This is a genomic window from Mesorhizobium sp. B263B2A (genome assembly GCF_020165775.1).
Taxonomy (GTDB): domain Bacteria; phylum Pseudomonadota; class Alphaproteobacteria; order Rhizobiales; family Rhizobiaceae; genus Mesorhizobium; species Mesorhizobium opportunistum.
The window spans coordinates 134,584-158,372 of sequence record NZ_JAIUIU010000005.1 but is presented as its reverse complement, the minus strand read 5'-3'; the positions used below and the strand labels follow the sequence as shown (position 1 = coordinate 158,372).

The window sequence follows — 23,789 nt, the reverse complement described above, 5'->3', positions numbered from 1 at the left end:
CTCCTCCGATGACTTTTCGTTTCTTGTTTCAGGTTGAGCCACGTTCGATCAGGCTGAAGGGCATTTCGAGCGCGGTGCCCGCGCCGGGCTTGGAGCCGCGCAGCCTTTCCATCAGGATCTGTGCTGCCTTGACCCCGATATCGCCCTGGAACTGGGAGACGGTGGTCAAGGACGGCGTGACCAGCCGGGCGGCTGAAATGTCGTCGAAGCCGGCGACGGCGATATCGCCGGGGATGGCGATGCCGCGATCGCGCAGCGCCTGCATCACGCCAATGGCCATGAGGTCATTGGCGGCAAAGATCGCCGTCGGCGCATAGCCGCTGGCCAGCACCGCCTCCGCGGCCCGGGCACCGCCGGTTTCGCTGAACTCCTCGTCGATGACGACGTAGGGTGCGCCGCCTGCTTCGGTCAGCGCGGTGCGATAGCCCTCGACCCGAACGCCCTGAGGGCCACCCCGGCCGGCGACCATGGCGATGCGGTGATGGCCGCGACCGATGAGAAATTGTGTTACCGCAAGGGCGGCGGCGTAGCTGTCGATGAAAATATCGTCGATGGCGATATCGCCGCCGCGCTTCTTGCTCGATTCGATGCGCACCACAGGCACGCCCGCATCGACCAGTGGCTTGAAATCGCCGGCGCGCAGCGTGAAGAACACCCCTATCACGCCGTCGACGCGTCCCTGCCTGGACCAGTCGAGGAAATGCCGCTCCCGCTCGGCGGAGCCATCGGTGCTGACCGCGATCACGTCATAGTTGAGTTCTTCGGCCACCGACTGGATGCCTCGCATCAGCGCCGGATAGAAGGGATTGGTGATGTCGGGCACGATGCAGGCAATGGTCATGGTGCGGTTGGTCTTGAGCGCCTGCGCAAACCGGTTGGGCGTATAGCCGAGCTGCGCCGCCGCATTGGTGATCCGCTCCCAGGTCTCGGATGACAGCGCCGGAGAGCCGCCGCCACTCATCACCATCGAGACGCTGGCCTGCGAAACCCCGGCCAGCCGCGCGACATCCTTTTGAGTGGCTCGCTTCAAGAAAAGTTCCTTATACGTATTAGTGATACGTATAAAAGGCAAGCGAGCCGGAAAGTCAAGAGCATGCCCGTCGCGGCGCCATGGCATGGCATGGCATGGAATTGATCCATCGCGCGACAATTACGCACAGTAATTTCGCGTGATCTTTGTCTTGCGGTGGCGGAACGCGCCGCCTATGGTTCCTGATGAACATGATTTCCCCTGAGGCCGCGGCCAACAGCAAGCGCGCCTGGCTCAAAATTCTGGCGCGCTACAAGAAGCCCGACCGGCGGCGCAGCACACTTGAGCTCGCCATCACCCTCATTCCGTTCGTCACGCTCTGGGCGCTCTCTTCGGCTGCCTATGCCTATGGCCATTGGTGGGGACTGATCCTCATCCTTCCCGCGGCCGGGTTCCTGGTGCGGATCTTCATGATCCAGCACGATTGCGGCCATGGCTCCTTCTTCGCCAATCGCTACGCCGACGACTGGATCGGACGCGTGCTCGGCATTCTGACCTTGACGCCCTATGACTGCTGGCGGCGCGCTCACGCCGTGCATCATGCCAGCGCCGGCAATCTCGACGAGCGTGGCATGGGAGACATCAGGACGCTGACCGTTGCCGAATATCGGCAACTGTCATGGCGAGGCCGCCTGGCCTATCGTCTCTATCGCCATCCCCTCGTGATGTTCGGCCTGGGGCCGATCTGGCTGTTCATCTTCGAGCAAAGGCTGCCTGTCGGCATGATGCGCGGCGGCCTGACACCCTGGGTGTCGTCGATGACCACCAATCTCGGCATCGCGCTTGCCGCGGCTATCCTCATCTGGTTCGTCGGCCCCGGCGCCTTCCTGGTGGTCCATCTGCCGATCGTCATCCTCGCCGGTTCGGCCGGCATCTGGCTGTTCTACGTCCAGCATCAGTTCGAGGAGACGGAATGGGCAAAGGATTCCGAATGGGAATTCCAGCATGCCGCTTTGCACGGGTCATCCTACTACGACCTGCCGCGGGTGCTGAACTGGTTCACCGGCAACATCGGTGTCCACCACGTTCACCACCTCTCCGCCAAAGTGCCCGGATACAGGCTGCAGGAAGTGCTGCGCGACTATCCGGAGCTGCGTGGCATCGGCCGCGTCACGCTGATCGAGAGCCTGCGCTGCGTAAAACTGGCATTGTGGGATGAAAGCCGCCGCAAGCTGGTGTCGTTCCGCGAGGCACGGGCAGCGGTCTAGGCAATTCCAGGAAAAGTGTGAGGGTTCCCCGGGGAAAAGCGCGTAGCGTTTTCCCGTCGAAAACCGCCGCGCCTTAGGCGCGGCGGCTGGCAACGTCCGGGTCAGGCCGCCTGGCGTTCGTCGCGCATGAGGATCTCGCCATGGCGGATTTCCGTGCCAAGCACTTTCAGGCATTCGCGGATAAAGTTGGATAGGCCCGGCCAGCCCTTGGCTGACACGAGATTGCCGTCGACATGGGCGCCGCTCGGCGCGACGTCGATGTAGATGCCACCGGCCAGCGTCACTTCCGGCTCGCAATAGTGAAGTGCCGCGACTTCCCTGCCGCGCACAACGCCGTCGACGGCGATCAGGATCTGCACGCCGTGGCAGATGGTGAAGATCGGCTTGCCGGCCTCGTGGAAATGGCGCACCAGCGCCTGCACGCGCTTGTCGATGCGGATGTATTCCGGCCCGCGTCCGCCCGCCGCGTAGACGGCGTCGTATTTGGCCGGGTCCACTTCGGAAAACGTCTTGTTGAGGATATAGTCGTGGCCGAGCTTTTCCGTATAGGTCTGGTGGCCTTCGAAGTCGTGCAGCGAGGTCTTCAGGACGTCGCCCGCCTTCTTGTCCGGACAGACGACATGCACCGTGTGGCCGACGGCATGCATGGCCTGTTCAAAGACGAAAATCTCATACTCCTCGCTGAACTCGCCAACGAGCATCAATATCTTCTTGCCAGCCATTTCCGGTTCCTCCCTTGTAGCCATATTTATTTCGGATCACGAAATAATAGCCATATCCTAAGGGCAGGACGACGAAAGGGAAAGCACAAATCGTACAATTGGTACGACCAGTTGGCGTCGATAGCTGTGCCCCCGGTCAGTGAGCACTTCGCTGCAGAGGAAAACGGCGCCACTGGTTCGACCAGAGCTACAATCAGGCGGCCGTCTTGATCATGTCGGCGGCCTTTTCGGCGATCATGATGGTCGGCGCGTTGGTGTTGCCGCCGATCAGCGTCGGCATCACCGAAGCGTCGACGACACGCAAAGCCTGCATGCCGCGCACACGCAGTTGCGGATCGACAACCGCCATATCGTCGACGCCCATCCTGCAGGTGCCCACGGGGTGATAGACGGTGTCGGCGCGAGCGCGGATATGGGCCATCAAATCGGCATCGCTCGAAGCGCCGGCGGTGTAGATCTCCCTGGCGCGGTATTTGGCCAGCGCCGGCGCTTCCAGGATGCCGCGCATCGTCCTGACGCCCTTGAGGAGCAGATGGGCGTCGCGTTCGTCGGACAGGAAGCGCGGATCGATGCGCGGTGGCGCCAACGGGTCCGGCGTCGACAGCCCGACTTCGCCGCGCGAATGCGGCCGCAGCACGCAGACATGGCAGGAGAAGCCGTAGCCCATATGCAGCTTGCGGCCATGATCATCGACGATGGCGATGCAAAAATGGAGTTGCAGGTCAGGGCGGTCGATCGCTGGGTCGGATTTGAGGAAGGCGCCGCCCTCCGCATAGGGCGTGGCGATCATACCGCCGCCATCCTTGCGCCAGCGCAGCATATGCCGCAGCAAGCCAGGCAGACCGCGCAGCCCGATGCCCATCATGTCGGCATCCCTCGATGTCCAGCCCATGATGAAATCCAGATGATCCTGCAGGTTCTTGCCGACGCCAGGCAATTCATGGACCATCGGAATTCCGTGGGCGGCAAGCTCGACGGCTGGGCCTACTCCAGACAGCATCAACAGTTGCGGCGAGCCAAAGGCGCCGCCGCAGACGATGACCTCGCGCGTGGCTCGCGCAACGGCTTCGCTGTTGCCCTTGCGATAGCGCACGCCAGTGGCCCGCTTGCCGTCAAGGACAATGCCGGTGGCATGCGCTCCGGTGATGACGGTCAGATTTGGCCGGCCGATCGCCGGATGCAGATAGGCCGCCGCCGCCGAACAGCGTTCGCCATTGCGGTCTCCGCCCCAGAACTGCGTGACCTGATAGAGTCCTGCTCCTTCCTGTTCCGGTCCATTGAAATCGTCATTGCGGCGGATCTGGTTTTCGCCGCAAGCCTCGACAAAGGCCCGGGAGAGCGCACGCGGCTCCTGCTGCTCGGCAACCCGCAGCGGCCCGTCATCGCCGTGCAGGGCATCGCTCCCGCGCTGGTTGCCTTCCGCGCGCCGAAAATATGGCAACACCTCGTCCCACGACCAGCCGTCGCAGCCGAAATTGGCCCACTCGTCATAGTCGCTGCGATGGCCCCTGACATAGAGCATGGCATTGATGGCACTCGAGCCGCCAAGCGCCTTGCCGCGCGGCTGGTAGCCCTTGCGGCCGCCAAGACCTTGCTGCGGCACCGTCTCGAATGCCCAGTTGTGGATCTTCGGCCGGCCGGGCAACAGCGCGATGACGCCGGCCGGGGCGCGGATGAACAGGTTCCTGCCCTCGCCGCCGGCTTCGACCAGGCAGACCGTCTTCGATGGGTCCTCGGAGAGGCGCGCGGCAAGCGTGCAGCCGGCGGACCCGCCGCCGGCGATGACGTAGTCGAAAGTCATGATTCCCTCCTCGCACCCGGCGGATGTTTCCGTCCGGATAGCCCAGAGAAGGCCCGATCAGAGCTGATGTAAAGACGTCGGCGATTACCGCTGCGTCAGCTGTTGCGAAGGCGCCGCCAGGAATATTTCGGGCCCTTGGGTTCCTGCGCCTCGGCCGGCTGGTAGTAGAGCCCCAGGCCGCCGATGCGGCCCTCCTCCAGGCGCTTCAACAGCACAGGGTTGGAGATTTCGAACTCGTCGAAGCCGAGGCGCAGCATATGCGGCAGCTGGTCGACGAGGACCTGGCCGGTCGCGCGGACGGCGCCCTCGAAATCGTAGCGCTCGCGCAGCAATTCTCCCTTGGAGAAGGAGCGGCCATCGCTGAAGGCAGGAAAGGCCAATGCCACCAGCGACAGCTGGTCGAGCAGGTCGGCTATCTTCTCGAGCTGATCGCCGGGCTGCAGCGCCACGCCGAGCCGCTCCCTGGCGGAGCGGCGCACCTCCGGATCGAGATCTAGGAATGCCTGCAGCGGCAGGATGAAGCGGCCATTGCCGGTGAGCGCGTCCGCACTCTCGGCATGCGTCCACTCATCCTCGCGAAAACCATCCGGGGTCCAGAGCCGGGTGACCGGTGTCGTCGGTTCAGTCATCAAAAATTCCTAAATTCGAACAGGCTCGGCATGTGATGAGATTCAGGTCAGGCTGCGCCGAAAATGGCGGCTTCCGAGAACCGGAGCGGAGCGTACTAGAAGTACGTGAGCACCGGCCTTCGCCGACCGTAGCCTTAATTACCACGGCCATTCAAGAGTGCTTCGGCCGGCGAAGGCCGGAAGCGCAGTAAGCTGGCATTTGCAGCCATTCTCACCTGAATACCAGCATATCCTACAGGGATGCGTCGGTCAGCGATACTTCCAGCCCCGACAGGTGAATGCCGCACTCGGTCTTGGCATGGCCGGCCCAGCGGCCGCTGCGCGCGTCCTCGCCCGGCTGCACCGGTTGCGTGCACGGGAAACAGCCGATCGACAGATAGCCATAGGCGACGAGCGGATTTTCGCGCAGCGCATGCGCACGCATGTAGTCCGCCTGGTCCGATGTCGTCCAGTGCGCCAGCGGATTGATGCGGATGCGCGGACCGACCGCCTCGAACACCGGCAGTGCGGCGCGCGTCGAGGCCTGGAAGCGCTTGCGCCCGGTGAACCAGGCACGGAACGGTGCAACGCCACGCGCCAGCGGCTCGACCTTGCGCACGTTGCAGCAGGCATCGGTATTGCTCTGGTGCAAATTGCCCGTCGGGTCGATCCGCTCGAGCGCCGCTTCCTCGGGTTTGATCACCCTTATGTTGGTCAGCCCGAAATCGGCGACGAGCGCGTCGCGGTAGCCAAGCGTCTCCTCGAAATGCTTGCCGGTGTCGAGGAAGATGACAGGCAGTGTACGGTCGATCTCCGAGATCATGTGCAGCAGCACGGCCGAATCCGCCCCGAAGGACGACACGGCCGCGATCTCGTCGTGAAACAGATCGCTCGCCGAGCGTTCGATGATCTCGAGCGCGTTCAGGTGACCATAGAGCGCATCGAGCCCCGCCGCCTTGGCGGCGGCGCCGTCATCGACGTCGGCTATATGGTCAAGCGGCCTTGGCTTCGCCAGCATAGAGCGCCTCCTTGAACGGCGCGGGACCGACTCGGCGGTAGGCGTCGATGAATTTTTCCTGCGGGTTGAGCCGAAGGCCGAGATAGGTGTCGACGATCTGCTCGATGGCGTCGGTGATCTCTTCCGACGAGAAGCCGCGGCCGATGATCTCGCCGACCGACGTGTTTTCGTCGGCCGAGCCGCCCAGCGTCACCTGGTAGAGCTCGGAGCCCTTCTTCTCGACACCGAGGATGCCGATATGGCCGACATGGTGGTGGCCACAGGCGTTGATGCAGCCGGAAATCTTCAGCTTCAACTCGCCGATCTCGCGCTGCCGCTCCAGCGAGGCGAAGCGGCGCGAGATTTCCTGCGCGATCGGGATCGAGCGCGCCGTGGCCAGCGCGCAATAGTCGAGGCCCGGGCACGCGATGATGTCCGATATCAAATTGGAATTGGCCGTCGCCAACCCGATGTCGACCAGCGCGTCATACACGGCCTTGAGGTCGGCGCGCGCCACATGCGGCAGGATCAGGTTCTGCTCATGGCTGACGCGAAGCTCGTCGAAACCGTATTTCTCGGCGATGTCGGCGACCGCTTCCATCTGGCTGTCGGAAGCGTCGCCCGGCACTTCGCCGATGCCCTTGAGCGAGATCGTCACCGCCGCATAGTCGGGATGGCGATGCGTCACCACGTTCTGGTCGAGCCATTCCGAGAAGCCCCTGGAATCGAGACGTGCCAGTTTGACCGTCTCGTCGCCGTCCGGCCGATCCGTCAGCGCCGGCGGCGCGAAATAAGCCTCGATGGCGCGGATGTCGGCATCCGGCAGCTTCAGCTCCGCATCCTTCAGCTCCTGCCACTCGGCCTCGACCTGGCGGGTGATTTCCTCGACGCCGGTCTCGTGCACCAGGATCTTGATGCGTGCCTTGTACTTGTTGTCGCGGCGGCCATAGAGGTTGTAAACGCGCAGGATCGCCGTGCAGTAGGACAGGAGGTCGGCTTCCGGCAGGAAGTCGCGGATCTTGCGGGCCACCATCGGCGTGCGGCCTTGGCCGCCGCCGATATAGACGGCAAAGCCCAGTTCGCCGGCGGCATTCTTCTTCAGGTGCAGGCCGATGTCATGCGTCTGGATGGCGGCGCGGTCGCGCTCGGCACCGGTCACCGCGATCTTGAACTTGCGCGGCAGGAACGAGAATTCCGGATGCACCGACGACCACTGGCGCAGGATTTCCGCATAAGGGCGCGGATCGGCAACCTCGTCGGCGGCGGCTCCGGCAAAATGGTCGGCGGTGACGTTGCGGATGCAATTGCCGCTGGTCTGGATGGCGTGCATCTCGACGCTTGCGAGATCCGCCAGGATCGCCGGAATGTCCGACAACGCCGGCCAGTTGAACTGGATGTTCTGGCGCGTGGTGAAATGGCCGTAGCCCTTGTCGTATTTGCGGGCGATGTGGCCGAGCATGCGCAGCTGCTTGCCGTTCAGCGTGCCATAGGGCACCGCGATGCGCAGCATGTAGGCATGCAGCTGCAGATAGACGCCGTTCATCAGCCGCAGCGGCCGGAACTGGTCCTCGGTGATCTCGCCGGACAGCCGGCGCTGGACCTGGTCGCTGAACTCGGCGACGCGGGCCTGGACAAAATCGTGGTCGAACTCATCGTAACGGTACATGCTTCGTCTTTCAGGGCGCGTCCGCCCGCGTCTGGTGTCTGTTAGGCCGCCCACGTCGACTGCTTGGCGGCCTGCTTGCCGAGATCGTTGCGGATGGTCGGACCTGCGGCGCGGATCTTCTCGCGCAACCGCACCGGCTCGACCATGCCGCCGACGACTTCAGCGTCGATCAGGTTGACGTCGACCACCTCATTGTCGGCATAGGCCTTGGCGCCGATCGCCTCCAGGCGGTCTTCGTCCGCCTTGTCATGAGCAAGGTCGGCGTGGTCCACCGTCTCGGCCCAGCCGCCATCGGCGTACCACACGGCGATGCCGTCGCTCAGGCGGTTGGCGGTCAGTATCTTCATGACTGAACTTTCTCGGAGGTGGCCTTGGCCACGCCTTCATGCGTGTGTGCCGCAAGCGGCTCTGAACGTTCAAAATTGGCGCCGGCGACGGCGTCGCCGATAATGGTCATGACCGGCCCGGAGAGATCGACGCGCGCTTCCAGCGACGGCAGGTCGGCCAGCGTGCCGTGGAAGCGGCGGCGGTTGGCGAGGCTGGCATTCTCTACCACGGCGACCGCCGTGTCCGGCGACAGGCCGGCCTCGATCAGCCGGCCGGCAACCTCGGCCGCAACCGAGCGGCCCATATAGACGGCGACGGTGGCGCCGGAAATCGCGAGCTTGGCCCAGTCGGGCAATGAATTGCCCTTGAGGTCGTGGCCGGTGGTGAACACCATCGACGATGAAACCCCGCGCAAAGTGAGCGGCAGTTCGAAATCGGCGGCGGCGGCAAAGGCCGCGGTGACGCCGGGAACCACCTCATAGGCGATGCCGGCATCGCGCAATGCCGCCATCTCTTCGCCGGCCCGGCCGAACACCAGCGGATCGCCCGACTTGAGCCGCACGACGCGCTTGCCCTGGCGGCCGAGCTCGACCAGCAGCGCATTGATTTCGGCCTGGCTCTTGGTGTGGCAGCCTTTGCGCTTTCCCACCGGCAAGCGCTCGGCGTCGCGGCGGCCCATGGCAACGACCGCCTCCGGCACCAGTGCGTCATGGACGATGACGTCGGCCTCCATCAGCAGGCGATGCGCCCGCAGCGTCAGAAGATCCTCGGCACCGGGACCAGCGCCGACCAGGGCGATGTGGCCCGAGACCGGTGCGTTCGACAGCAACAGGTCGGTCGCGGCTTCATGCGCCTGCGAAAGCTCGCCCGCCTCGACGGCACGCGCTGGCGCACCGCCAAAGAAGTCGCTCCAGAAGCGGCGGCGGATATTGCCCTTGGGCAGTCTCTCGGCGGCGGCACGGAACGAAGCGGCAAGCGCCGCAAGCCTGCCGAGCGACGGCGACAGCATGCGGTCAATGCGGCTGCGCAATATCTGGGCGAGCACCGGGCCGGCACCCTCGGTGCCGATGGCGATGGCGACCGGCGCACGGTTGACCAGCGCCGGCGTGAAGAAATCGCAAAGTTCCGGCCGGTCGACGGCGTTGACTGGAATGCCCAGCGTGCGCGCGTCCTCGGCGACCCGGCGGTCCAGCGCCTCTTCGCCGCTGGCGGCAAACACCAAGACCGCGCCTTCGAGCTGCGCCACGTCGTAAGCCGCCGCGACATGGTTCGCGCCGGTCTGGGCGATGAAAGCCAACAGCTCCGGTTCGGCGTCTTGGGCGATGATGCGCAAAACCGCACTCGACTGTCCGATCAGCCGCGCTTTGGCCAGCGCTTCCTCGCCGCCGCCGACAATGGCCACGGCTTCGCCCTCGACCCGCACGAAGACGGGGAAGGCATTGAGCTTGGGGGCGGTGTGCGGCATGAAAATGAGCAGAGTCCTGAACAGGCTGCAGTTTTACGCCCGGGCGCGGAAAACCAGAAGCAAAGCACTCGCGCATCCTGTGATGGCAGGCAATCGCTTTTTCGCAACTGCGAAGGGCAAGAGAAAAATATTCCACATCCGCGCAAAGAGCGGATTCAAGCAGCCACGGCAAAGCTTGATTTCAGGTCTTTTTAGCCATTGGCGCAGCATCTCGCAAAACAGTTTTTTCTAATTTCTACCAATTCAGTAGATTAAAGCAGCCTTCGGGCGCCTCTGCCTTTCGGCGTCCGTCGCGCCGGCCTCAAGGCCGATTCCAGAGGCTGGAACATTAACGGTTCGCCACGCGTTCCCCTCGTGCCGAAGTCGAACTGTTCGGGGCGCGCGGAAAGCCATGACGTCGAAGAAAGGAACCCGCCACATGATCAAGCTGAAGCACGGTGTCTGGATCATGGTGGCTGATGGCGAAAAGGCACTTTTCCTCAGGAACGCCGGCGACAACAAATTTCCGGACCTCCAGGTCGTGCAGGAGATGGAGCAGGAAAATCCGCCCACGCGCGAGCAAGGCAGTGACAGTCCGGGTCGCTACAATGACGGTCCCTCGGCGCACCGCAGCGCGGTCGAGGACACGGACTGGCACCGCATCGGTAAGGAACGCTTCGCCGACGAGATCGCCGACCGGCTCTACAAACTCGCGCATGGCGGCGAATTCAACGAGATCGTGCTCGTCGCCCCGCCAATGGTGCTCGGATCCATGCGCAAGAAATTGCACAAGGAGGTCGAGGACAAGGTTATCGCTGAAATCCCCAAGACATTGACCAACCACGCCATACCAGAGATCGAGGCCATGCTGCGGGCCGCCTGATCGGCAGCCTGCCGATCGCCATCGAGGGGCGCAACGTCGTCCGATTTTCAGGTCGGATGGGTTGCTGCCCGGCCCTGCGCTCAAGCATCCGCGGTCAAGCATTTGTCTCCCAGCCGGCGATTTCGCCGCTGTGCGGGTTGCATCGCCGACATCCCATCCATCATATTGCAAAAAGGCGACGGCTTCGGGCGGCGCACTTCCGACATCGCTAGCTTGAAAGGCGCTCCATAGACAATGCCGCATGACACGCCCCTTATCGCCACCATCGTCGCCGGTCTGGGGCTGGCTTTCGTCTTCGGGGCTCTCGCCAATCGTTTCCGCATTCCGCCGCTGGTCGGCTATCTCGTGGCCGGCGTGCTGGTGGGGCCGAACACGCCCGGTTTCGTCGCCGATGCCGGCCTCGCCAATGAATTGGCCGAGATCGGCGTCATCCTGCTGATGTTCGGCGTCGGCCTGCATTTCTCGCTCAAGGACCTCTTGTCGGTCCGCGCCATCGCCGTGCCCGGCGCCATCGTCCAGATCGGCTTTGCCACCGCGCTCGGCGCCGGCCTTTCCTGGATGCTCGGCTGGTCGATGGGCGCGGGGCTGGTGTTCGGCCTGGCGCTGTCGGTCGCGTCGACCGTGGTGCTGCTGCGCGCGCTTCAGGAGCGCCGGCTGATCGAAACCGAGCGCGGCCGCATCGCCGTCGGCTGGCTGATCGTCGAGGATCTGGCCATGGTGCTGGCGCTGGTGCTTTTGCCGGCCCTCGCCGGCGTGCTTGGCGGCCAAGAACAGGCGGATGTGCACGCTAGCGGCCTGCTTTCGTTGCCGGCAAGCTACGGCATCTGGGGCGTCGTCGGCATCACGCTGGCCAAGGTCGCCGCCTTCGTCGTCGTCATGCTCGTGGTCGGCCGCCGGGTCATTCCCTGGATCCTGCACTATGTCGCCCACACCGGATCGCGCGAGTTGTTCCGCCTCTCGGTGCTGGCCATTGCGCTCGGCGTCGCTTTCGGCGCCGCCAAGCTGTTCGGCGTCTCGCTGGCGCTGGGCGCCTTCTTCGCCGGCATGATCATGAGCGAGTCCGAACTCAGCCATCGCGCGGCGGAAGAATCGCTGCCACTGCGCGATGCTTTCTCGGTGCTGTTCTTCGTCTCGGTCGGCATGCTGTTCGACCCGTTCAGCCTGGTCAGCAACGGCCTGCCGATCCTGGCGACGCTCGCCATCATCGTGATCGGCAAGTCGCTGGCGGCGTTCGTCATCGTCGTCGCCTTCGGCTATCCCCTGGCCACCGCCTTGATGATTTCGGCAAGCCTTGCCCAGATCGGCGAATTCTCCTTCATCCTGGCGGAACTCGGCGTCGGTTTGAAACTTCTGCCGGAACAGGGCCGCGACCTGATCCTGGCCGGCGCGATCCTGTCGATCCTGCTCAACCCGCTGATGTTCCTTGTCATAGACTGGATGAAGCCGTGGCTGGAGGCGCGTGCCGCCAGGACCGCGGTACCGGCCGACGCAAAGCCGGTTGGTCCGGCGACGGAACCGGGCCAGGTCGCCTCGGTTGCCTCGACTTCCAAAAATGAAGACGGTCCGCCACCGAAGACGGCACTCACCAATCATGCCATCCTGATCGGCTATGGCCGTGTCGGCGGCCTCGTCGGCGCTGCGTTGAGAGACGCTGGAGTACCCTTCCTCGTCATCGAGGACGCCGACAAGACGCTGGCGAAGCTGAAGGCGGACGGCGTCGAGACCGTTGCCGGCAATGCGGCCAACGCCGAAGTCTTCGCCGCCGCCAATCCGGAAGGCGCCAGGCGGCTGATCCTGGCCATTCCCAATGCGTTCGAGGCCGGTCAGGTCGTGCTGCGTGCCCGCGCCGCCAATCCCGGCATCAACGTCGTCGCCCGCGCCCATTCCGACGCCGAAGTCGAGCATCTCAAGGGGCTCGGCGCCGACACGGTGATCATGGGCGAGCGCGAGATCGCGCGCGGGATCGTCGAAGAGGTGCTCGGCCGCAAGCCGGAGGCGGCTGAACCGTCTGCTGCCTAAGCCGATCCTGGTTACGCCACGAAGGCAGAGCCGCCATTTTGCGCGATGCCGCCGAGATATTTTGCCGGCGGCTTCCCGAGCGCCTTCTTGAACATGGTGATGAAGGCGGTGACGGAACCGTAGCCCAGATCGCCAGAGACCTGCTGCACGCTGGCACCGGAGGCCAGTTCCCGAATTGCCACGATCAGATGCAATTGCTGGCGCCAGCGGCCGAAGCTCAGCCCTGTTTCCTTGACCACCAAGCGCGCGAGACTGCTCTCGCTGAGCGCAACGCGGTTGGCCCATTGTGCGAGAGTGCTGCGGTCGGCCGGATCTTCCGCCAACGCTTCGGCGATTCTCTTCAAGCGCGGCTCGGACGAGATCGGCAGGTGCAGTTGCTGGACAGGCATGCGCGGCAATTCGGTGAGCAGCGTCCTGGTCAGCAGCTCATCCCGCGCCGGATCGTCCTGGACACCATCGGAAAGCTCGATGATCAGTTCGCGCAGCAGCGGCGAGATCGACAGCGTGCAGCACCGATCCGGCAGGTCGGCGGCTCCCGGCTCGATGTAGACGAAGAAGATCCGGGCGTTGGCCGTGGCGACATTGCTGTGTTCCATGTCGCCCGGAATCCAGACCCCGCAATGCGGCGGCACCATCCATAGGCCGCTTGGGACGCGGCATGTGACGCCGCCCCCGAGCGTGAAGACGAGCTGGCCTTTGCGGTGCCGATGGGCGGGCACCTCTGCCTTGGTCTCGGGAACGTCGACGCGCACGGCAATCGCCGGAACGGAAGGATCGTCCACATCGAAATCGAGCCAGGGGTAGCGGAGAGGCTGTCTCATGATTGACTGTTTTTAGAGATCATCTGGTTTGATATCTAAATTACTCAAACGGGAAAATCGATAGGATGCGCTGGTGAATGAGCATCCCTGGAGCGTCTTCGGTTGCCCCAGGAGCTGTTCGTTCCGCCATGCGGCAATGAGGTATGGACCATGCTCGCCCTAGTCATTTCTTCCGATAGTGTGACCGGGCTGACGCTCGCCGAAGTCGACGAACCCCAGCCTCTCCCGAATGAAGCGCTGATCTCGGTCCACACAACCTCGTTGAACCGCGGTGAGCTGCGCCTGCTCACCATACGTCCGAATGGCTGGATACCCGGCCAGGACATCGCCGGGATTGTCGAACGGGCTGCCGCCGATGGCTCCGGACCGGCCGTGGGCGCCCAGGTTGCGGCTTTGGTCGACCAGGCCGGCTGGGCCGAACGTGTCGCCGTTTCAACCGACCGTCTTGCGGTCATCCCCGACGCGGTTAGCTTTGCCTCCGCCGCCACGCTTCCGGTCTCGGGCACCACGGCGCTTCGGACTTTGCGCCATGGCGGCGACCTGGCCGGCCAGCGGGTCTTGATCACCGGTGCGAGCGGCGCTGTCGGCCGTTTCCAGATCCAGATCGCCCGCGAGCAAGGCGCTTCCGTGACAGCAATCGCCGCCGCCCGGCATGCCGAGGATCTCCGCGGCCTCGGAGCCGAGCAGATTGTCGGGTCGATAGAGCAGGCCGAGGGGCTATTTTCACTGATTACAGAGTCGGTCGGCGGCGAAAGCCTGGCACACGCGATCGAACGCGTCGCACCCGGCGGCACCATCGTCATGTTCGGTTCGAGCAGTGGCGAACTCACGCCGGTCGGGTTCCGCCAGTTCGTTCCGGGCCACGAGGGGGCGAAGCTCCAGACGTTCGCCTACTACACGTCCGGTCCTGACATTGGCACGGACATCGCCTCGCTGCTCACCCTGGCCGCGGCCGGCAGGCTGGAGACCCGCGTCGCCATGACCGTGCCGTGGACGGACACCGCCCAAGCCCTGGACGCACTGCGACAGCGCAGCTTCAGCGGCAAGGCGGTTCTCACCATGACCGGATGAGGCGATCCCTAGCCTGAAGCCTCATACGTGCTGGCCGCCATTGATGTGGATTTCCGAGCCGGTCACGTAGGACGCCTGCTGCGAGCACAGGAAGAAGATAATGTCGGCGACCTCGGCCGTGGTGCCGAGGCGCCTCAGCGGAATGGTCTCGACGATCTTGCCCGTGCCCGGCGACAGGATCGCCGTGTCGATCTCGCCCGGTGCGATGGCGTTGACGCGGATGCCGTGCGGGCCGAAATCATGCGCCATTTCGCGCGTCAGCGAGCCGAGTGCCGCCTTCGATGTCGCATAGGCGGTGCCGGCGAAAGGATGCACGCGCGTGCCGGCGATCGAGGTGACGTTGACGATCGATCCCTTGGCCGCCGCCAGTTCCTTGAACAGGCCGCGCGCCAGCATGATCGGCGCGAAGAAATTGACCTGGAACACGTCGCGCCAGACATGCATCGGCGTGTCGATCGAGTTCATGCGGCTGTTGCCATCGCTGAGCTTCGGCGAAATGCCGGCATTGTTGACCAGCGCGTTGAGCTGGCCGCCATGTGCTTCCAGCCGGTGGCGGATTTCCGAGACGGCGATGCCGACGTCTTCCTGGTCGGCGAGATCGACCTTGATGTGGTCCTCGGGACCTGCCGGCCATGGGCAATCCTCGGCAAAGGCCTGGCGCGAACAGGTGATGACGCGCCAGCCCTCGCGCGAAAAGCGCTTGACCGTGGCATGGCCGATGCCCCGGCTGGCGCCGGTCAGCACGATGGTTTTTCGGGTGTCGAGTTCAGCCATGTCGGGTCTCCTAGCTGGAGATGTAGCCGAACGTCAGCGAGGTGGCGAGAGGCCGAAATGTCACCATTCGCCAGAAAGCCGGAACCGGGAAGCCGCCGCCTCGTTGGTTCGACAATGCAAGCCAATCGACGGGACAGAGCCATGACACAGACAGCACCTCTCGACATCGCCACTGCCTTCACCACGGCGTGGACCAGCCATGACCTCGAAAAGGCCGCATCCTATGTCGCCGAGGACGTCGTTTTCGATGGGCCGATGCAGCAGTCGACCGGTAAAGAACCCTATCTGAAGGGCCTGGCGAAGCTCTCGCAGGACGTGACCGGCGTGCGCATGATTGCCGCCTTTGGCGACGATCGCCAGGCGTTGCTCATGTACGACCTGATGACGAGGTCGTCCGGAGCGCTGTCCTGCGCCAAACATCTTACCGTCAGCGACGGCAAGATCCATAGCGACAAGTTGACCTTTGACAGCAAGAAGCTTGGCAGCGCCAAGCCAAAGGCAAACGGCGGTTAACTCACCCCCCGCCAAGGATGTCGAGGATCGAGGTCTGCCGCTTCTTCAACGGGCCACCGACGCTGCCTGGCGGCACGGGATGTCCGACCGAGGCCGTGGTGCCATCATCCGCCGGCATGCTGAAGCCATCGGCATCGACAGTCTGGGCAGGCCGCGCCGCGCGAACCGGCGCGGCCGCTTGTGCGGCCGGCACCTGCTGGCCGACCGACGCGGACGGAACCGGCGCCGGCTGGCTGTTGCCGGCCGACGGTATCTCGTCGGGTACGATCGTGTCGGGCGGCGTCGATTTCCAGGTGCCGGGCAGCGGCCTCACCGGCACACCCTCATGCGCGGCGACCATGAACTCGTGCCAGGCCTGCGCCGGAAGCGCGCCGCCGGTGACCTTCTTCATCGGGCTACCGTCATCATTGCCGAACCATACGCCTGTGGTGAGATTGGCGGTGTAGCCGACGAACCAGGCGTCGCGCGAATTCTGGCTGGTGCCGGTCTTGCCTGCCGACGGCCAGGCAAAGGCTGCCTTCTTCGCGGTGCCGATCTCGACGGTGCCGGTCATCATCGAATTCATCATGCCGACGATCTCGGGCTTGACGACACGCGGCGCGCTGCCGCCACCGCTGTCGTACAGCACCTTGCCGTCGGCGGTTGTGATGCGGCGGATGAAGTGGATGTCCGGCTTGTACCCACCATTGGCGAAAGGCACATAAGCCGAGGTCAGTTCCAGCGGCGTCACTTCCGACGTGCCGAGCGCGATCGAGGTGTTGGACTGCAGATCGGATTGCACGCCCATGCGGTGCGCCGCCTCGACCACCGCGTTCGGCCCCACTTCCATGGTCAATTGCGCGGCGACCGAGTTCAGCGACTTCGCCAAGGCGGTCGCCAGCGTCACCTTGCCAAAATACTTGCCGCCGTAATTGTCAGGCGTCCAGTTGCCGATCTTGATGGGCGCATCGTTGCGTACGCTGTCGGGCGTACGGCCGGCTTCGAGCGCCGCCATATAGACGAACGGCTTGAACGCCGAGCCCGGCTGGCGGCGTGCCTCGGAGGCGCGGTCGAACTGGCTGGTCGAGTAATCGTAGCCGCCGACCATGGCGCGCACCGCGCCGGAATCGTCGATCGACACCAGCGCGCCCTGGGTGACGTTGAGCTTCTTGCCGCTGTCGTCGATCAGCCTGCGGATCGACTGTTCGGCCAGCTTCTGCAGGTTCAGGTCGACAGTGCTATCGATGACGATGTCGCCGCGCACGTCGCCGATCAGGTCGGGCAGTTCTTCCATGATGGTGTCGGCAACGTAGTTTTCCGACCCGGTCCAATAGGACGGCGAGCGCGTCGCCGGCGCGCTCAGCGCGGTCTTGAGCTCCTTCTCGCTGATCTTGCCCTCCTCGCGCATGGCGGCGAGCACGAGCTGCGATCGCTCCTCGGCGGCCTTCGGATCGCGCGCCGGCGACAGCCGCGACGGGGCTTTCAGCAAGCCGGCAAGCAGCGCTGCTTCCGACAGGGTGACGTCGCGCGCGCTCTTGCCGAAATAGCGCCGGGAAGCCGCCTCGACGCCATAGGCGCCGGAGCCGAAATAGACCCGGTTGAGGTACATTTCGAGGATCTGGTCCTTGGTGTGCTTGTGCTCCAGCCACAGCGCCAGCAACACCTCCTGCACCTTGCGCTCCAACGTGCGGTCGGGCGTCAGGAACAGGTTTTTGGCCAATTGCTGGGTCAGCGTCGAACCGCCTTGCGAGAAATGCCCGCCGATGACGTTGGTCACCATGGCGCGCGACAGGCCGATCGGGTCGATGCCGAAATGCGAATAGAAACGGCGGTCCTCGATGGCGATCACCGCCTCGGGAATATAGGGCGACATTTCGTGCAAGCCGACCGCCTCGCCGCCGCTCATGCCGCGATTGGCGAGCAACTGGCCGTCGGCCGAGACGATCTTGATGTTGGGGGCGCGGTCCGGGATCGACCAGGTGGTGGCCGCCGGCATCTTGGCGCCGTAATAGACGACAACGCCCGCCACCGCGATTCCGCCCCAGATGGCGAGCACGAAGCACCAATAGAACAGCCGGCCAAACACACCGAACAGGCCGCGCCGGCTTCTGCCACGCCCACCGCGCGACGACTTCGCCTTCGACGATTTGCGCTTTGCGGAGGCTTTGCGGTTGCTCGGCACGACGCGATCCTCTTCGCTCACCGAAAGACCCGGCTGGGATCGCACCTGTGGCGGTCCCTCGAAACTCGGTTCGATACGGTTGTCCCTGCGGTTCGCCATGCGCTGCGCTGTCTGTCCCCGGTGCCTATGGCGCTCCGGTTGAAGAGTAGATGCGGCGATTTAAGGGCGGGTTAAAGCAGGGTTTATGCACCCTTTTGAAATTCCTTACGATTTTCTAAATTCGTCACTGCCCGTCACCGCTATGAGAGAGAAAAAGGCCAGCGCCTGCTCCTCGCAGGTCACCGCCACGACGCTGTTCGACCGGTCGATGTCGAGGCCTTTCGGGCCGCCTTCCTCGATGCTGGCTCTGCCGCGCTGAAAAATTTCCTCATCGAGCACGGCGACCGAACGCGACGGGCGGCGATGCCCGGTCCAATCGCCATTGCTGGCATAGACATGCACCGCCGCGCTGCCCGCGTCGGCGACAAGGATGTGCCGGTCGTCATCGGTAAAGCGCAGGCCATGCGGAAAGCCGGCGTCCTGCAGGATGCCGGTGGGCTCGCTGTCGGGCCCAAGCGATGGGGACATCTGGTAAAGCTTGACGTCCCTTGTGCCGTGGCTGCTGACGGCAATCCACCGGCCGTCATGGCTGAGCGCGATGCCGTCGGGAATGTCCAGCCCATTCCTGAGCAATGGCCGGTTCCTGATCGTCCGGTAGCCTAGCCAGCGGACAGCCACATGCCGGGTGATCAGATGCGTGTAATTGTTGCAGACCAGCAGGCTGATGCGGCCGCCGGACTGACGCCGGACGACGACCGAGCCCGGTGTGTTAAGTTTGCAAAAGGGCTTGCCGTTGATCCGGCGAACGGCCGTGATTTCCCGATGCTGCCCCGCCATGCTTTCCACCGGCAGTTCGAACACCGCAAGCTTCCCGTCGCGGTTGGCCACCACCAGGGTCCGGTCATCGATGAAGTCCAGCCCATGCACCTCGCCGATGCTCTCCGATCTCAGCTCCATGAAATCATGGATCGTGACATCGGGACCACCCGGCCCGATCCCGACATCGACACGCAGGACCAGGCACCGCTTGCGCGCGAAGCCCGCGATCGCCAGCAGCCGATTGTCCGGCGAAAAGCGCAGGTCCTCGGTTCTTCCGATCGCTGAAAGGGCCGCCCGCACCGCTTCACTGGCCTTGAAGCCGATCTGGGGTGTCATGATTTGCTTCTCGTCCAGATCGAACGCCGGAGATACTCGGTTTGCACCCGCCGGCGAATCTCCAACCGGTTTGATGTCATGCTAGAGACCCGTTGCCTTTGCCAGATAGCCCTTGAATTTCAGGCTGCCAGCCATGCTCTTTGCGCCTATCGGTCAAGGCCGTCCGCCATCTGCACATCGAGCAAAATGAAGACCCCCATTTTCAGATCGGCTCGAACGTCACATCCGGCTGGTCGGGACCGCCGGCTTGCCGCAGCAAAGCAACCAGGTGTTCGCGCCTGTCGACCGGCTGTTTTCGCCAGTTCGATGCATTCGTTATGTGCAGCCAGCCGTCGACAGACATGAAAAAGTCCTCATGCCGATCATCCCCCTCGCCGAAGCGGAGCAAGGTGTCCTCCGTAAACCTGATCGACGCCGGATCCATCGACCGGTAAAGCACCGGCCAGTTGCCGCCGCCTGAATCCATGTGAAATTTGTAGCTCGGGGCGAAATCCAGCGGTCGCCGCAGCAGGCTCCCGTCGAAGAAGCAGAAGGCGGGCCACAGGAACCAGCCGCCCGGCGTCGGCGTATCGCGCCGCACGCTGCCGTAGGCGCTCTTGCCCTCAAGCCGGTCGCGGATGGAGAATGCTTGCGTGGGAAAGATATCATGGTCGATGAAACCGAAGAGCTTCGGGCCGAAACCGGTCACGAAGTTCCGCACGATCCAGTTCAGCGCCTGGCCGTGCGATCTGGAGACGACAAGCCTGTTCTTCGGCAAGGCGACATAGGGGACCTGCTGGCGGCGACAGAGGTCGCGGATCGCCTTCCTTGCCTCGTCCTTCTTGCTGTTGTCGAAGACGATGTAGCTCTCATGTTCGGCTAGGTATCGGCGCACGAGATGGATCTGCCACTCGATCACATCGGGCCGGTTGAAGGCCACGGTGGCGACGACCGCGTTGCGGAATGCCTGTTGTCGCCCCTGCAATTCGCTGACCGGCGCGGCCGTCCGCAGGAAGCGAAATGTCCGCCAGTGGTAGCGTAGCAGCGCTTCGCGCCTTGGCGGCCTGTTCAGCCGCTCCCATTCCGCCACGCTAATCCTGGGCTGATCGTCGCCCTCCGGCGCGTTGGAAGCCCCCATGTCGCGCTCCTGCATCCGCCAAATCAACGGCGGGTTCAGTTCTGCTGGATCGAAATGCCCTTGTCGTCGATCTTGAGTTCGACGCCTTTCGGCTTGGTCTGCTCGCGGTAGACATAGACGCCGAGCGCGATGACCACGACGGCGAGCGCGCCAATGATGAGATAGAGCGTATTCTGTTTCATGCCGCGCTCTTTCCGATGTCGAGCCTCAGGCTCGTTTCAGCACCTTCACCAGCACCAGCAGGATAATGGCGCCGATCGTGGCGTGGATGATGGAAGCGATGACGCCGCCGCCGATGGAAAAGCCGATCCGCGGGAAAAGCCAGCCGGCGATGAAAGCGCCGACGATGCCGACGATGATGTTGCCGATCAGGCCGAAGCCGAAACCCGAGACGATGAGACCGGCAAGCCAACCGGCGATGGCACCAATGATGATGAAGACGAGAAGGCTTTCGACACCCATAGCGATTTTCCTCCAAGCAAGAGGGCAAACCCGGAGCGGAAGCTCCGAATCGGCCTCGATATCAACGGCTTCAGGCTATGCGAAAGCAGCCGGTCTCGCCAGCGGCGCACTCACTGGAGCATGATCCTGACAAGTGGGAACTGGTTGTCGAAAAAGACCATGCTCCAACAAAGGGATAGAGCAATTCCAGGAAAGCTGTGAGCCGGTTTCCCCTGGAAAAGCGCGTAGCGCTTTGGCTTGGGGAGATCGCGTCAAAATCTAATCGTCATCATCGCTGGCGGCGGGCCGCCAGCTGGTCGGCTCGACCTTCTTTTGCGTGTGGCTGTCGGTGTAGACCCACCAGCCGTCGTCGCGATATTGCGCGATGGACTCGTTCAGCACGCCGTCGCTGTCCTTCCAGGTAACGCTGACCTTGGAGCCGTCGGTCGGCGCGGTCGCAATGGGCTTTCGGTCGACCATGTCATCCCCTTCGAACCGACTAACTGAGCCGACAGAACGCGACGGCTTGCACGTGGTTCCAAACTGCTCCGGCAACGCAGTTGCGCGAGGCCTGTCAGCTGTGAGCGAAGATATCCTCTTCGCCCCAGCCCATCAGGTCAAGCTTGGCCCGCGTCGGCAGGAAGCGGAAACAGGCATCGGCCTCCTTGGTCCGCCCATCGCGTGCCAGCCGCCCGGAGAGCACATCGCGTAGCCGGTGCAGATAGAGCACATCGGAAGCGGCATATTCGAGCTGTTCGGGCGACAGTATTTCGGCCGCCCAGTCCGACGATTGCTGCGCCTTGGAGAGGCCGACGCCGAGAAGCTCGAAGCAGATGTCCTTCAGCCCGTGACGGTCGGTATAGGTACGGGTCAGCCGCGAGGCGATCTTGGTGCAGAACACCGGCTCGGGCATCACCCCGAACGCATTGTAGAGCACGGCAAGGTCGAAGCGCCCGTAGTGGAACAGCTTGGTTATGCCGCGGTTCCTGAGCAGGCTGATGAGGTTCGGCGCCTTCTTCTGCCCTGGTGCGATCTGGATAACGTCGGCGCTGCCGTCGCCGGGCGAGATCTGCACCACGCACAGCCGGTCGCGATGCGGGTTGAGGCCCAGCGTTTCCGTGTCGATGGCCACCGCCCCGACATTGTAATGCGTGAGGTCAGGCAGATCATGCTTGTGGAAACGGATATCGGCCATTGTCTTCTCCGGTCGCGGCGTTACCCGTCCTCGCCGCGATCCGGTTAAAAATCAACAAGAAATCTCGTTTTCCGCCGCTCAGCGCGTCAGTGCATCGAGAATGCGCGCCCAGGAACGCTGTCCCTTGTGGAAGGATGAGAGCTCATATTTCTCGTTGGGCGAATGGATGCAGTCGTCGTCGAGGCCGAAGCCGACCAGCAGCGATTCCATGCCGAGATAGGTCTGGAAGTCGCCGACCACGGGAATGGAGCCGCCGCTGCCGGTCGTCACCGCAGGCTTCGGCCACTCATCGGACAGTGCATTCTTGGCCTTGGCCAGGAAAGGCGAGTCGTAGGAAAGCTGGATTGCCGGGGAGCCGCCATGCGGGTGGAACTCGACCGAACAGTCGGCCGGAATGCGCTCGCTGACGAATTTCTGGAAGGCTGCGCGGATCTTCTTGGGATCCTGCTTGTGGACGAGGCGGAACGACACCTTCGCCGATGCCTCCGCCGCGATCACCGTCTTGAACCCCTTTCCGGTATAGCCGCCGATGATGCCGTTGAACTCGGCGGTCGGCCGCGCCCATGTCAGTTCCAGCACCGAACGGCCTTTTTCCCCCGACGGTATCGATAGGCCGACAGGCCCGAGGAAGGTCTCTGCCGTCTCGCCAAGCGTCTCCCATGATTTCAGTACCTGCGACGGCGTTTCCTCGACGCCGTCATAGAAGCCGGGGATGGTGATATGGCCGTCCTTGTCATGAATGTCGGCCAGCACCTTGGCCAGGATGCGGACCGGGTTGGCGGCTGCCCCGCCATAGAGGCCGGAATGCAGGTCGCGGTCGGCGGCCTTGACCGTGATCTCCTCGCCGACCAGTCCGCGCAGTCCCACGCAGATGGACGGCGTGTCGCGGTCCCACATGCCGGTATCGCAGACCAGCGCGAAGTCGGCCTTGAGCTCCCCGGCATTGGCTTCGAGGAACGGCTTCAGCGACGGTGAGCCGGACTCCTCCTCGCCCTCGAACAGGATGGTGATGTTGCATGGCAGGTTGCCATGCACCTGCTTCCAGGCGCGGCACGCCTCCACGAAGGTCATCAGCTGGCCCTTGTCGTCGGCCGAGCCACGCCCGGTGATCACCTTGTGGCCAGGCCCGACCTCCTTGATGGCAGGCGCGAACGGATCGTTTTCCCACAGTTCGATCGGGTCGACCGGCTGTACGTCGTAGTGGCCATAGAACAGCACATGCGGCGCACCGGCCGGCCCGTCATGATGCGCGACGACCATCGGATGTCCGGGCGTGTCACGCACGCTGGCATCGAAGCCGATCAGCTTCAGCTCCGCTACCAGCCATTCCGCCGCTTTGCGGCAGTCTGCGGCATAGGCCGGATCGGTGGAGATCGACTTGATCCTGAGCAGGCCGAACAGCCGTTCGAGGCTCTGGTCGAGATTCTTGTCGAGGCGGTCTAGGACGGGGGAAATTGCGGACATTTGCTAAGCCTTTCGATTCAGTGCCGGAACCGTAAAGGCAGAGCGGCAAAACGAAAAGCCCGGGACGATTGGACCACGGCCGCGCAGCTATGTCGCAAGGCAAAAAAATGCCGCCGTGGTGGAGGGGAACCACGGCGGCCTTTACTCGAAACGATGCGGCAGCCCGGAGAGGGGGGATAGGCTGCCGCAAGTGTCCGGGATAGGCGGGGGACGGGCCTTGCTCCGGACTTCGGCGAAAACTGCCGATGACATCTATTTGGGTCTGTGAACGTGGCGATTCAAGGGCACGAGTATTACACTTTTGTAACGTGGCCGTGATCAGGCCGCCTCGAC

Annotated in this window: 23 protein-coding genes; 5 read left to right on the top strand and 18 right to left on the bottom strand. The window is 63.6% G+C overall.

Annotated elements, in window-relative coordinates; genetic code table 11:
* Positions 1–28: 28 nt before the first annotated feature.
* On the bottom strand, positions 29–1,030 hold the full coding sequence (locus LB568_RS11625) for a LacI family DNA-binding transcriptional regulator (protein WP_013892985.1): 1,002 nt from the start codon (positions 1,028–1,030) through the stop codon (positions 29–31).
* Between the two features lie 185 nt (positions 1,031–1,215).
* On the opposite strand from LB568_RS11625, the gene LB568_RS11620 reads away from it, so the two are divergent.
* Entirely contained in the window at positions 1,216–2,238 is a 1,023-nt protein-coding gene (locus LB568_RS11620) for a fatty acid desaturase (RefSeq protein WP_224730194.1), read from the top strand.
* Between the two features lie 101 nt (positions 2,239–2,339).
* Here LB568_RS11620 and LB568_RS11615 read toward each other — a convergent pair whose 3' ends face one another.
* The 7 genes from LB568_RS11615 to cysG form a co-directional block, all read right to left on the bottom strand.
* Positions 2,340–2,960, bottom strand: coding sequence for a DJ-1/PfpI family protein (locus LB568_RS11615; RefSeq protein WP_224730193.1), 621 nt, complete (start codon positions 2,958–2,960; stop codon positions 2,340–2,342).
* A gap of 193 nt (positions 2,961–3,153) precedes the next feature.
* Positions 3,154–4,761, bottom strand: coding sequence for a GMC family oxidoreductase (locus LB568_RS11610; protein ID WP_224730192.1), 1,608 nt, complete (start codon positions 4,759–4,761; stop codon positions 3,154–3,156).
* Between the two features lie 95 nt (positions 4,762–4,856).
* Positions 4,857–5,390 (bottom strand): DUF934 domain-containing protein, encoded by a 534-nt coding sequence (locus LB568_RS11605; RefSeq protein WP_140571103.1) that lies wholly within the window; start codon positions 5,388–5,390, stop codon positions 4,857–4,859.
* A 232-nt stretch (positions 5,391–5,622) separates the two neighbouring features.
* Positions 5,623–6,387: a phosphoadenylyl-sulfate reductase gene (locus tag LB568_RS11600; protein ID WP_013892981.1), complete on the bottom strand. Its 765-nt coding sequence runs from the start codon at positions 6,385–6,387 to the stop codon at positions 5,623–5,625.
* Entirely contained in the window at positions 6,362–8,032 is a 1,671-nt protein-coding gene (locus LB568_RS11595; protein WP_224730191.1) for a nitrite/sulfite reductase, read from the bottom strand. The genes LB568_RS11600 and LB568_RS11595 overlap by 26 nt, the downstream gene beginning before the upstream one ends.
* 41 nt (positions 8,033–8,073) lie before the next feature.
* Positions 8,074–8,379, bottom strand: a complete 306-nt coding sequence (locus LB568_RS11590) for a DUF2849 domain-containing protein (RefSeq protein WP_013892979.1) — start codon at positions 8,377–8,379, stop codon at positions 8,074–8,076.
* Positions 8,376–9,824: a siroheme synthase CysG gene (cysG, locus tag LB568_RS11585; RefSeq protein ID WP_224730190.1), complete on the bottom strand. Its 1,449-nt coding sequence runs from the start codon at positions 9,822–9,824 to the stop codon at positions 8,376–8,378. Before cysG ends, LB568_RS11590 begins: the two co-directional genes overlap by 4 nt.
* A gap of 418 nt (positions 9,825–10,242) precedes the next feature.
* Here cysG and LB568_RS11580 point away from each other — a divergent pair, with 418 nt between their 5' ends.
* Complete coding sequence (locus LB568_RS11580; protein WP_224730189.1) at positions 10,243–10,686, top strand: host attachment protein; 444 nt, start codon at positions 10,243–10,245, stop codon at positions 10,684–10,686.
* 234 nt (positions 10,687–10,920) lie between these two features.
* A complete protein-coding gene (locus LB568_RS11575; RefSeq protein ID WP_224730188.1) occupies positions 10,921–12,705 on the top strand; it encodes a cation:proton antiporter in 1,785 nt (594 codons plus the stop codon).
* Positions 12,706–12,716: 11 nt separating this feature from the next.
* Here the strand turns inward: LB568_RS11575 and LB568_RS11570 are convergent, their stop codons facing one another.
* Complete coding sequence (locus LB568_RS11570; protein WP_013892975.1) at positions 12,717–13,526, bottom strand: AraC family transcriptional regulator; 810 nt, start codon at positions 13,524–13,526, stop codon at positions 12,717–12,719.
* A gap of 150 nt (positions 13,527–13,676) precedes the next feature.
* Here LB568_RS11570 and LB568_RS11565 point away from each other — a divergent pair, with 150 nt between their 5' ends.
* Entirely contained in the window at positions 13,677–14,597 is a 921-nt protein-coding gene (locus LB568_RS11565; RefSeq protein ID WP_224730187.1) for a zinc-binding dehydrogenase, read from the top strand.
* A 21-nt stretch (positions 14,598–14,618) separates the two neighbouring features.
* On the opposite strand, the gene LB568_RS11560 is transcribed toward LB568_RS11565, so the two are convergent.
* Complete coding sequence (locus LB568_RS11560) at positions 14,619–15,371, bottom strand: SDR family NAD(P)-dependent oxidoreductase (RefSeq protein ID WP_013892973.1); 753 nt, start codon at positions 15,369–15,371, stop codon at positions 14,619–14,621.
* Between the two features lie 141 nt (positions 15,372–15,512).
* On the opposite strand from LB568_RS11560, the gene LB568_RS11555 reads away from it, so the two are divergent.
* The gene (locus LB568_RS11555) at positions 15,513–15,884 is read left to right on the top strand and encodes a nuclear transport factor 2 family protein (RefSeq protein ID WP_224730186.1); all 372 of its coding nucleotides are present in this window, start codon (positions 15,513–15,515) and stop codon (positions 15,882–15,884) included.
* 1 nt (position 15,885) lies between these two features.
* Here LB568_RS11555 and LB568_RS11550 read toward each other — a convergent pair whose 3' ends face one another.
* From LB568_RS11550 to LB568_RS11515, 8 genes are all read right to left on the bottom strand, one after another.
* Positions 15,886–18,144: a transglycosylase domain-containing protein gene (locus LB568_RS11550; RefSeq protein ID WP_224730185.1), complete on the bottom strand. Its 2,259-nt coding sequence runs from the start codon at positions 18,142–18,144 to the stop codon at positions 15,886–15,888.
* 105 nt (positions 18,145–18,249) lie between these two features.
* Positions 18,250–19,239 carry a lactonase family protein gene (locus tag LB568_RS11545; RefSeq protein WP_224730184.1) on the bottom strand — a complete coding sequence of 330 codons (990 nt, stop codon included), beginning with the start codon at positions 19,237–19,239 and terminating at the stop codon, positions 18,250–18,252.
* A gap of 202 nt (positions 19,240–19,441) precedes the next feature.
* A complete protein-coding gene (locus LB568_RS11540; protein ID WP_224730183.1) occupies positions 19,442–20,356 on the bottom strand; it encodes a hypothetical protein in 915 nt (304 codons plus the stop codon).
* A gap of 35 nt (positions 20,357–20,391) precedes the next feature.
* Complete coding sequence (locus LB568_RS11535) at positions 20,392–20,538, bottom strand: hypothetical protein (RefSeq protein ID WP_013892968.1); 147 nt, start codon at positions 20,536–20,538, stop codon at positions 20,392–20,394.
* Positions 20,539–20,563: 25 nt separating this feature from the next.
* Positions 20,564–20,818 (bottom strand): GlsB/YeaQ/YmgE family stress response membrane protein, encoded by a 255-nt coding sequence (locus tag LB568_RS11530; protein ID WP_013892967.1) that lies wholly within the window; start codon positions 20,816–20,818, stop codon positions 20,564–20,566.
* 258 nt (positions 20,819–21,076) lie between these two features.
* The gene (locus tag LB568_RS11525) at positions 21,077–21,277 is read right to left on the bottom strand and encodes a hypothetical protein (RefSeq protein WP_023779242.1); all 201 of its coding nucleotides are present in this window, start codon (positions 21,275–21,277) and stop codon (positions 21,077–21,079) included.
* Positions 21,278–21,371: 94 nt separating this feature from the next.
* Entirely contained in the window at positions 21,372–21,992 is a 621-nt protein-coding gene (locus tag LB568_RS11520) for a ribonuclease D (protein ID WP_224730182.1), read from the bottom strand.
* Between the two features lie 78 nt (positions 21,993–22,070).
* Positions 22,071–23,456 carry a M20/M25/M40 family metallo-hydrolase gene (locus LB568_RS11515; RefSeq protein WP_224730181.1) on the bottom strand — a complete coding sequence of 462 codons (1,386 nt, stop codon included), beginning with the start codon at positions 23,454–23,456 and terminating at the stop codon, positions 22,071–22,073.
* Between the last annotated feature and the right edge of the window lie 333 nt (positions 23,457–23,789).

Bases quoted from the DNA above. Each gene is read 5' to 3' on its own strand.
- LB568_RS11620 (WP_224730194.1), top strand. From the start codon at position 1,216: ATGAACATGATTTCCCCTGAGGCCGCGGCCAACAGCAAGCGCGCCTGG.
- LB568_RS11615 (WP_224730193.1), bottom strand. From the start codon at position 2,960: ATGGCTGGCAAGAAGATATTGATGCTCGTTGGCGAGTTCAGCGAGGAG.
- LB568_RS11610 (WP_224730192.1), bottom strand. From the start codon at position 4,761: ATGACTTTCGACTACGTCATCGCCGGCGGCGGGTCCGCCGGCTGCACG.
- LB568_RS11605 (WP_140571103.1), bottom strand. From the start codon at position 5,390: ATGACTGAACCGACGACACCGGTCACCCGGCTCTGGACCCCGGATGGT.
- LB568_RS11600 (WP_013892981.1), bottom strand. From the start codon at position 6,387: ATGCTGGCGAAGCCAAGGCCGCTTGACCATATAGCCGACGTCGATGAC.
- LB568_RS11595 (WP_224730191.1), bottom strand. From the start codon at position 8,032: ATGTACCGTTACGATGAGTTCGACCACGATTTTGTCCAGGCCCGCGTC.
- LB568_RS11590 (WP_013892979.1), bottom strand. From the start codon at position 8,379: ATGAAGATACTGACCGCCAACCGCCTGAGCGACGGCATCGCCGTGTGG.
- cysG (WP_224730190.1), bottom strand. From the start codon at position 9,824: ATGCCGCACACCGCCCCCAAGCTCAATGCCTTCCCCGTCTTCGTGCGG.
- LB568_RS11580 (WP_224730189.1), top strand. From the start codon at position 10,243: ATGATCAAGCTGAAGCACGGTGTCTGGATCATGGTGGCTGATGGCGAA.
- LB568_RS11575 (WP_224730188.1), top strand. From the start codon at position 10,921: ATGCCGCATGACACGCCCCTTATCGCCACCATCGTCGCCGGTCTGGGG.
- LB568_RS11570 (WP_013892975.1), bottom strand. From the start codon at position 13,526: ATGAGACAGCCTCTCCGCTACCCCTGGCTCGATTTCGATGTGGACGAT.
- LB568_RS11565 (WP_224730187.1), top strand. From the start codon at position 13,677: ATGCTCGCCCTAGTCATTTCTTCCGATAGTGTGACCGGGCTGACGCTC.
- LB568_RS11560 (WP_013892973.1), bottom strand. From the start codon at position 15,371: ATGGCTGAACTCGACACCCGAAAAACCATCGTGCTGACCGGCGCCAGC.
- LB568_RS11555 (WP_224730186.1), top strand. From the start codon at position 15,513: ATGACACAGACAGCACCTCTCGACATCGCCACTGCCTTCACCACGGCG.
- LB568_RS11550 (WP_224730185.1), bottom strand. From the start codon at position 18,144: ATGGCGAACCGCAGGGACAACCGTATCGAACCGAGTTTCGAGGGACCG.
- LB568_RS11545 (WP_224730184.1), bottom strand. From the start codon at position 19,239: ATGACACCCCAGATCGGCTTCAAGGCCAGTGAAGCGGTGCGGGCGGCC.
- LB568_RS11540 (WP_224730183.1), bottom strand. From the start codon at position 20,356: ATGGGGGCTTCCAACGCGCCGGAGGGCGACGATCAGCCCAGGATTAGC.
- LB568_RS11535 (WP_013892968.1), bottom strand. From the start codon at position 20,538: ATGAAACAGAATACGCTCTATCTCATCATTGGCGCGCTCGCCGTCGTG.
- LB568_RS11530 (WP_013892967.1), bottom strand. From the start codon at position 20,818: ATGGGTGTCGAAAGCCTTCTCGTCTTCATCATCATTGGTGCCATCGCC.
- LB568_RS11525 (WP_023779242.1), bottom strand. From the start codon at position 21,277: ATGGTCGACCGAAAGCCCATTGCGACCGCGCCGACCGACGGCTCCAAG.
- LB568_RS11520 (WP_224730182.1), bottom strand. From the start codon at position 21,992: ATGGCCGATATCCGTTTCCACAAGCATGATCTGCCTGACCTCACGCAT.
- LB568_RS11515 (WP_224730181.1), bottom strand. From the start codon at position 23,456: ATGTCCGCAATTTCCCCCGTCCTAGACCGCCTCGACAAGAATCTCGAC.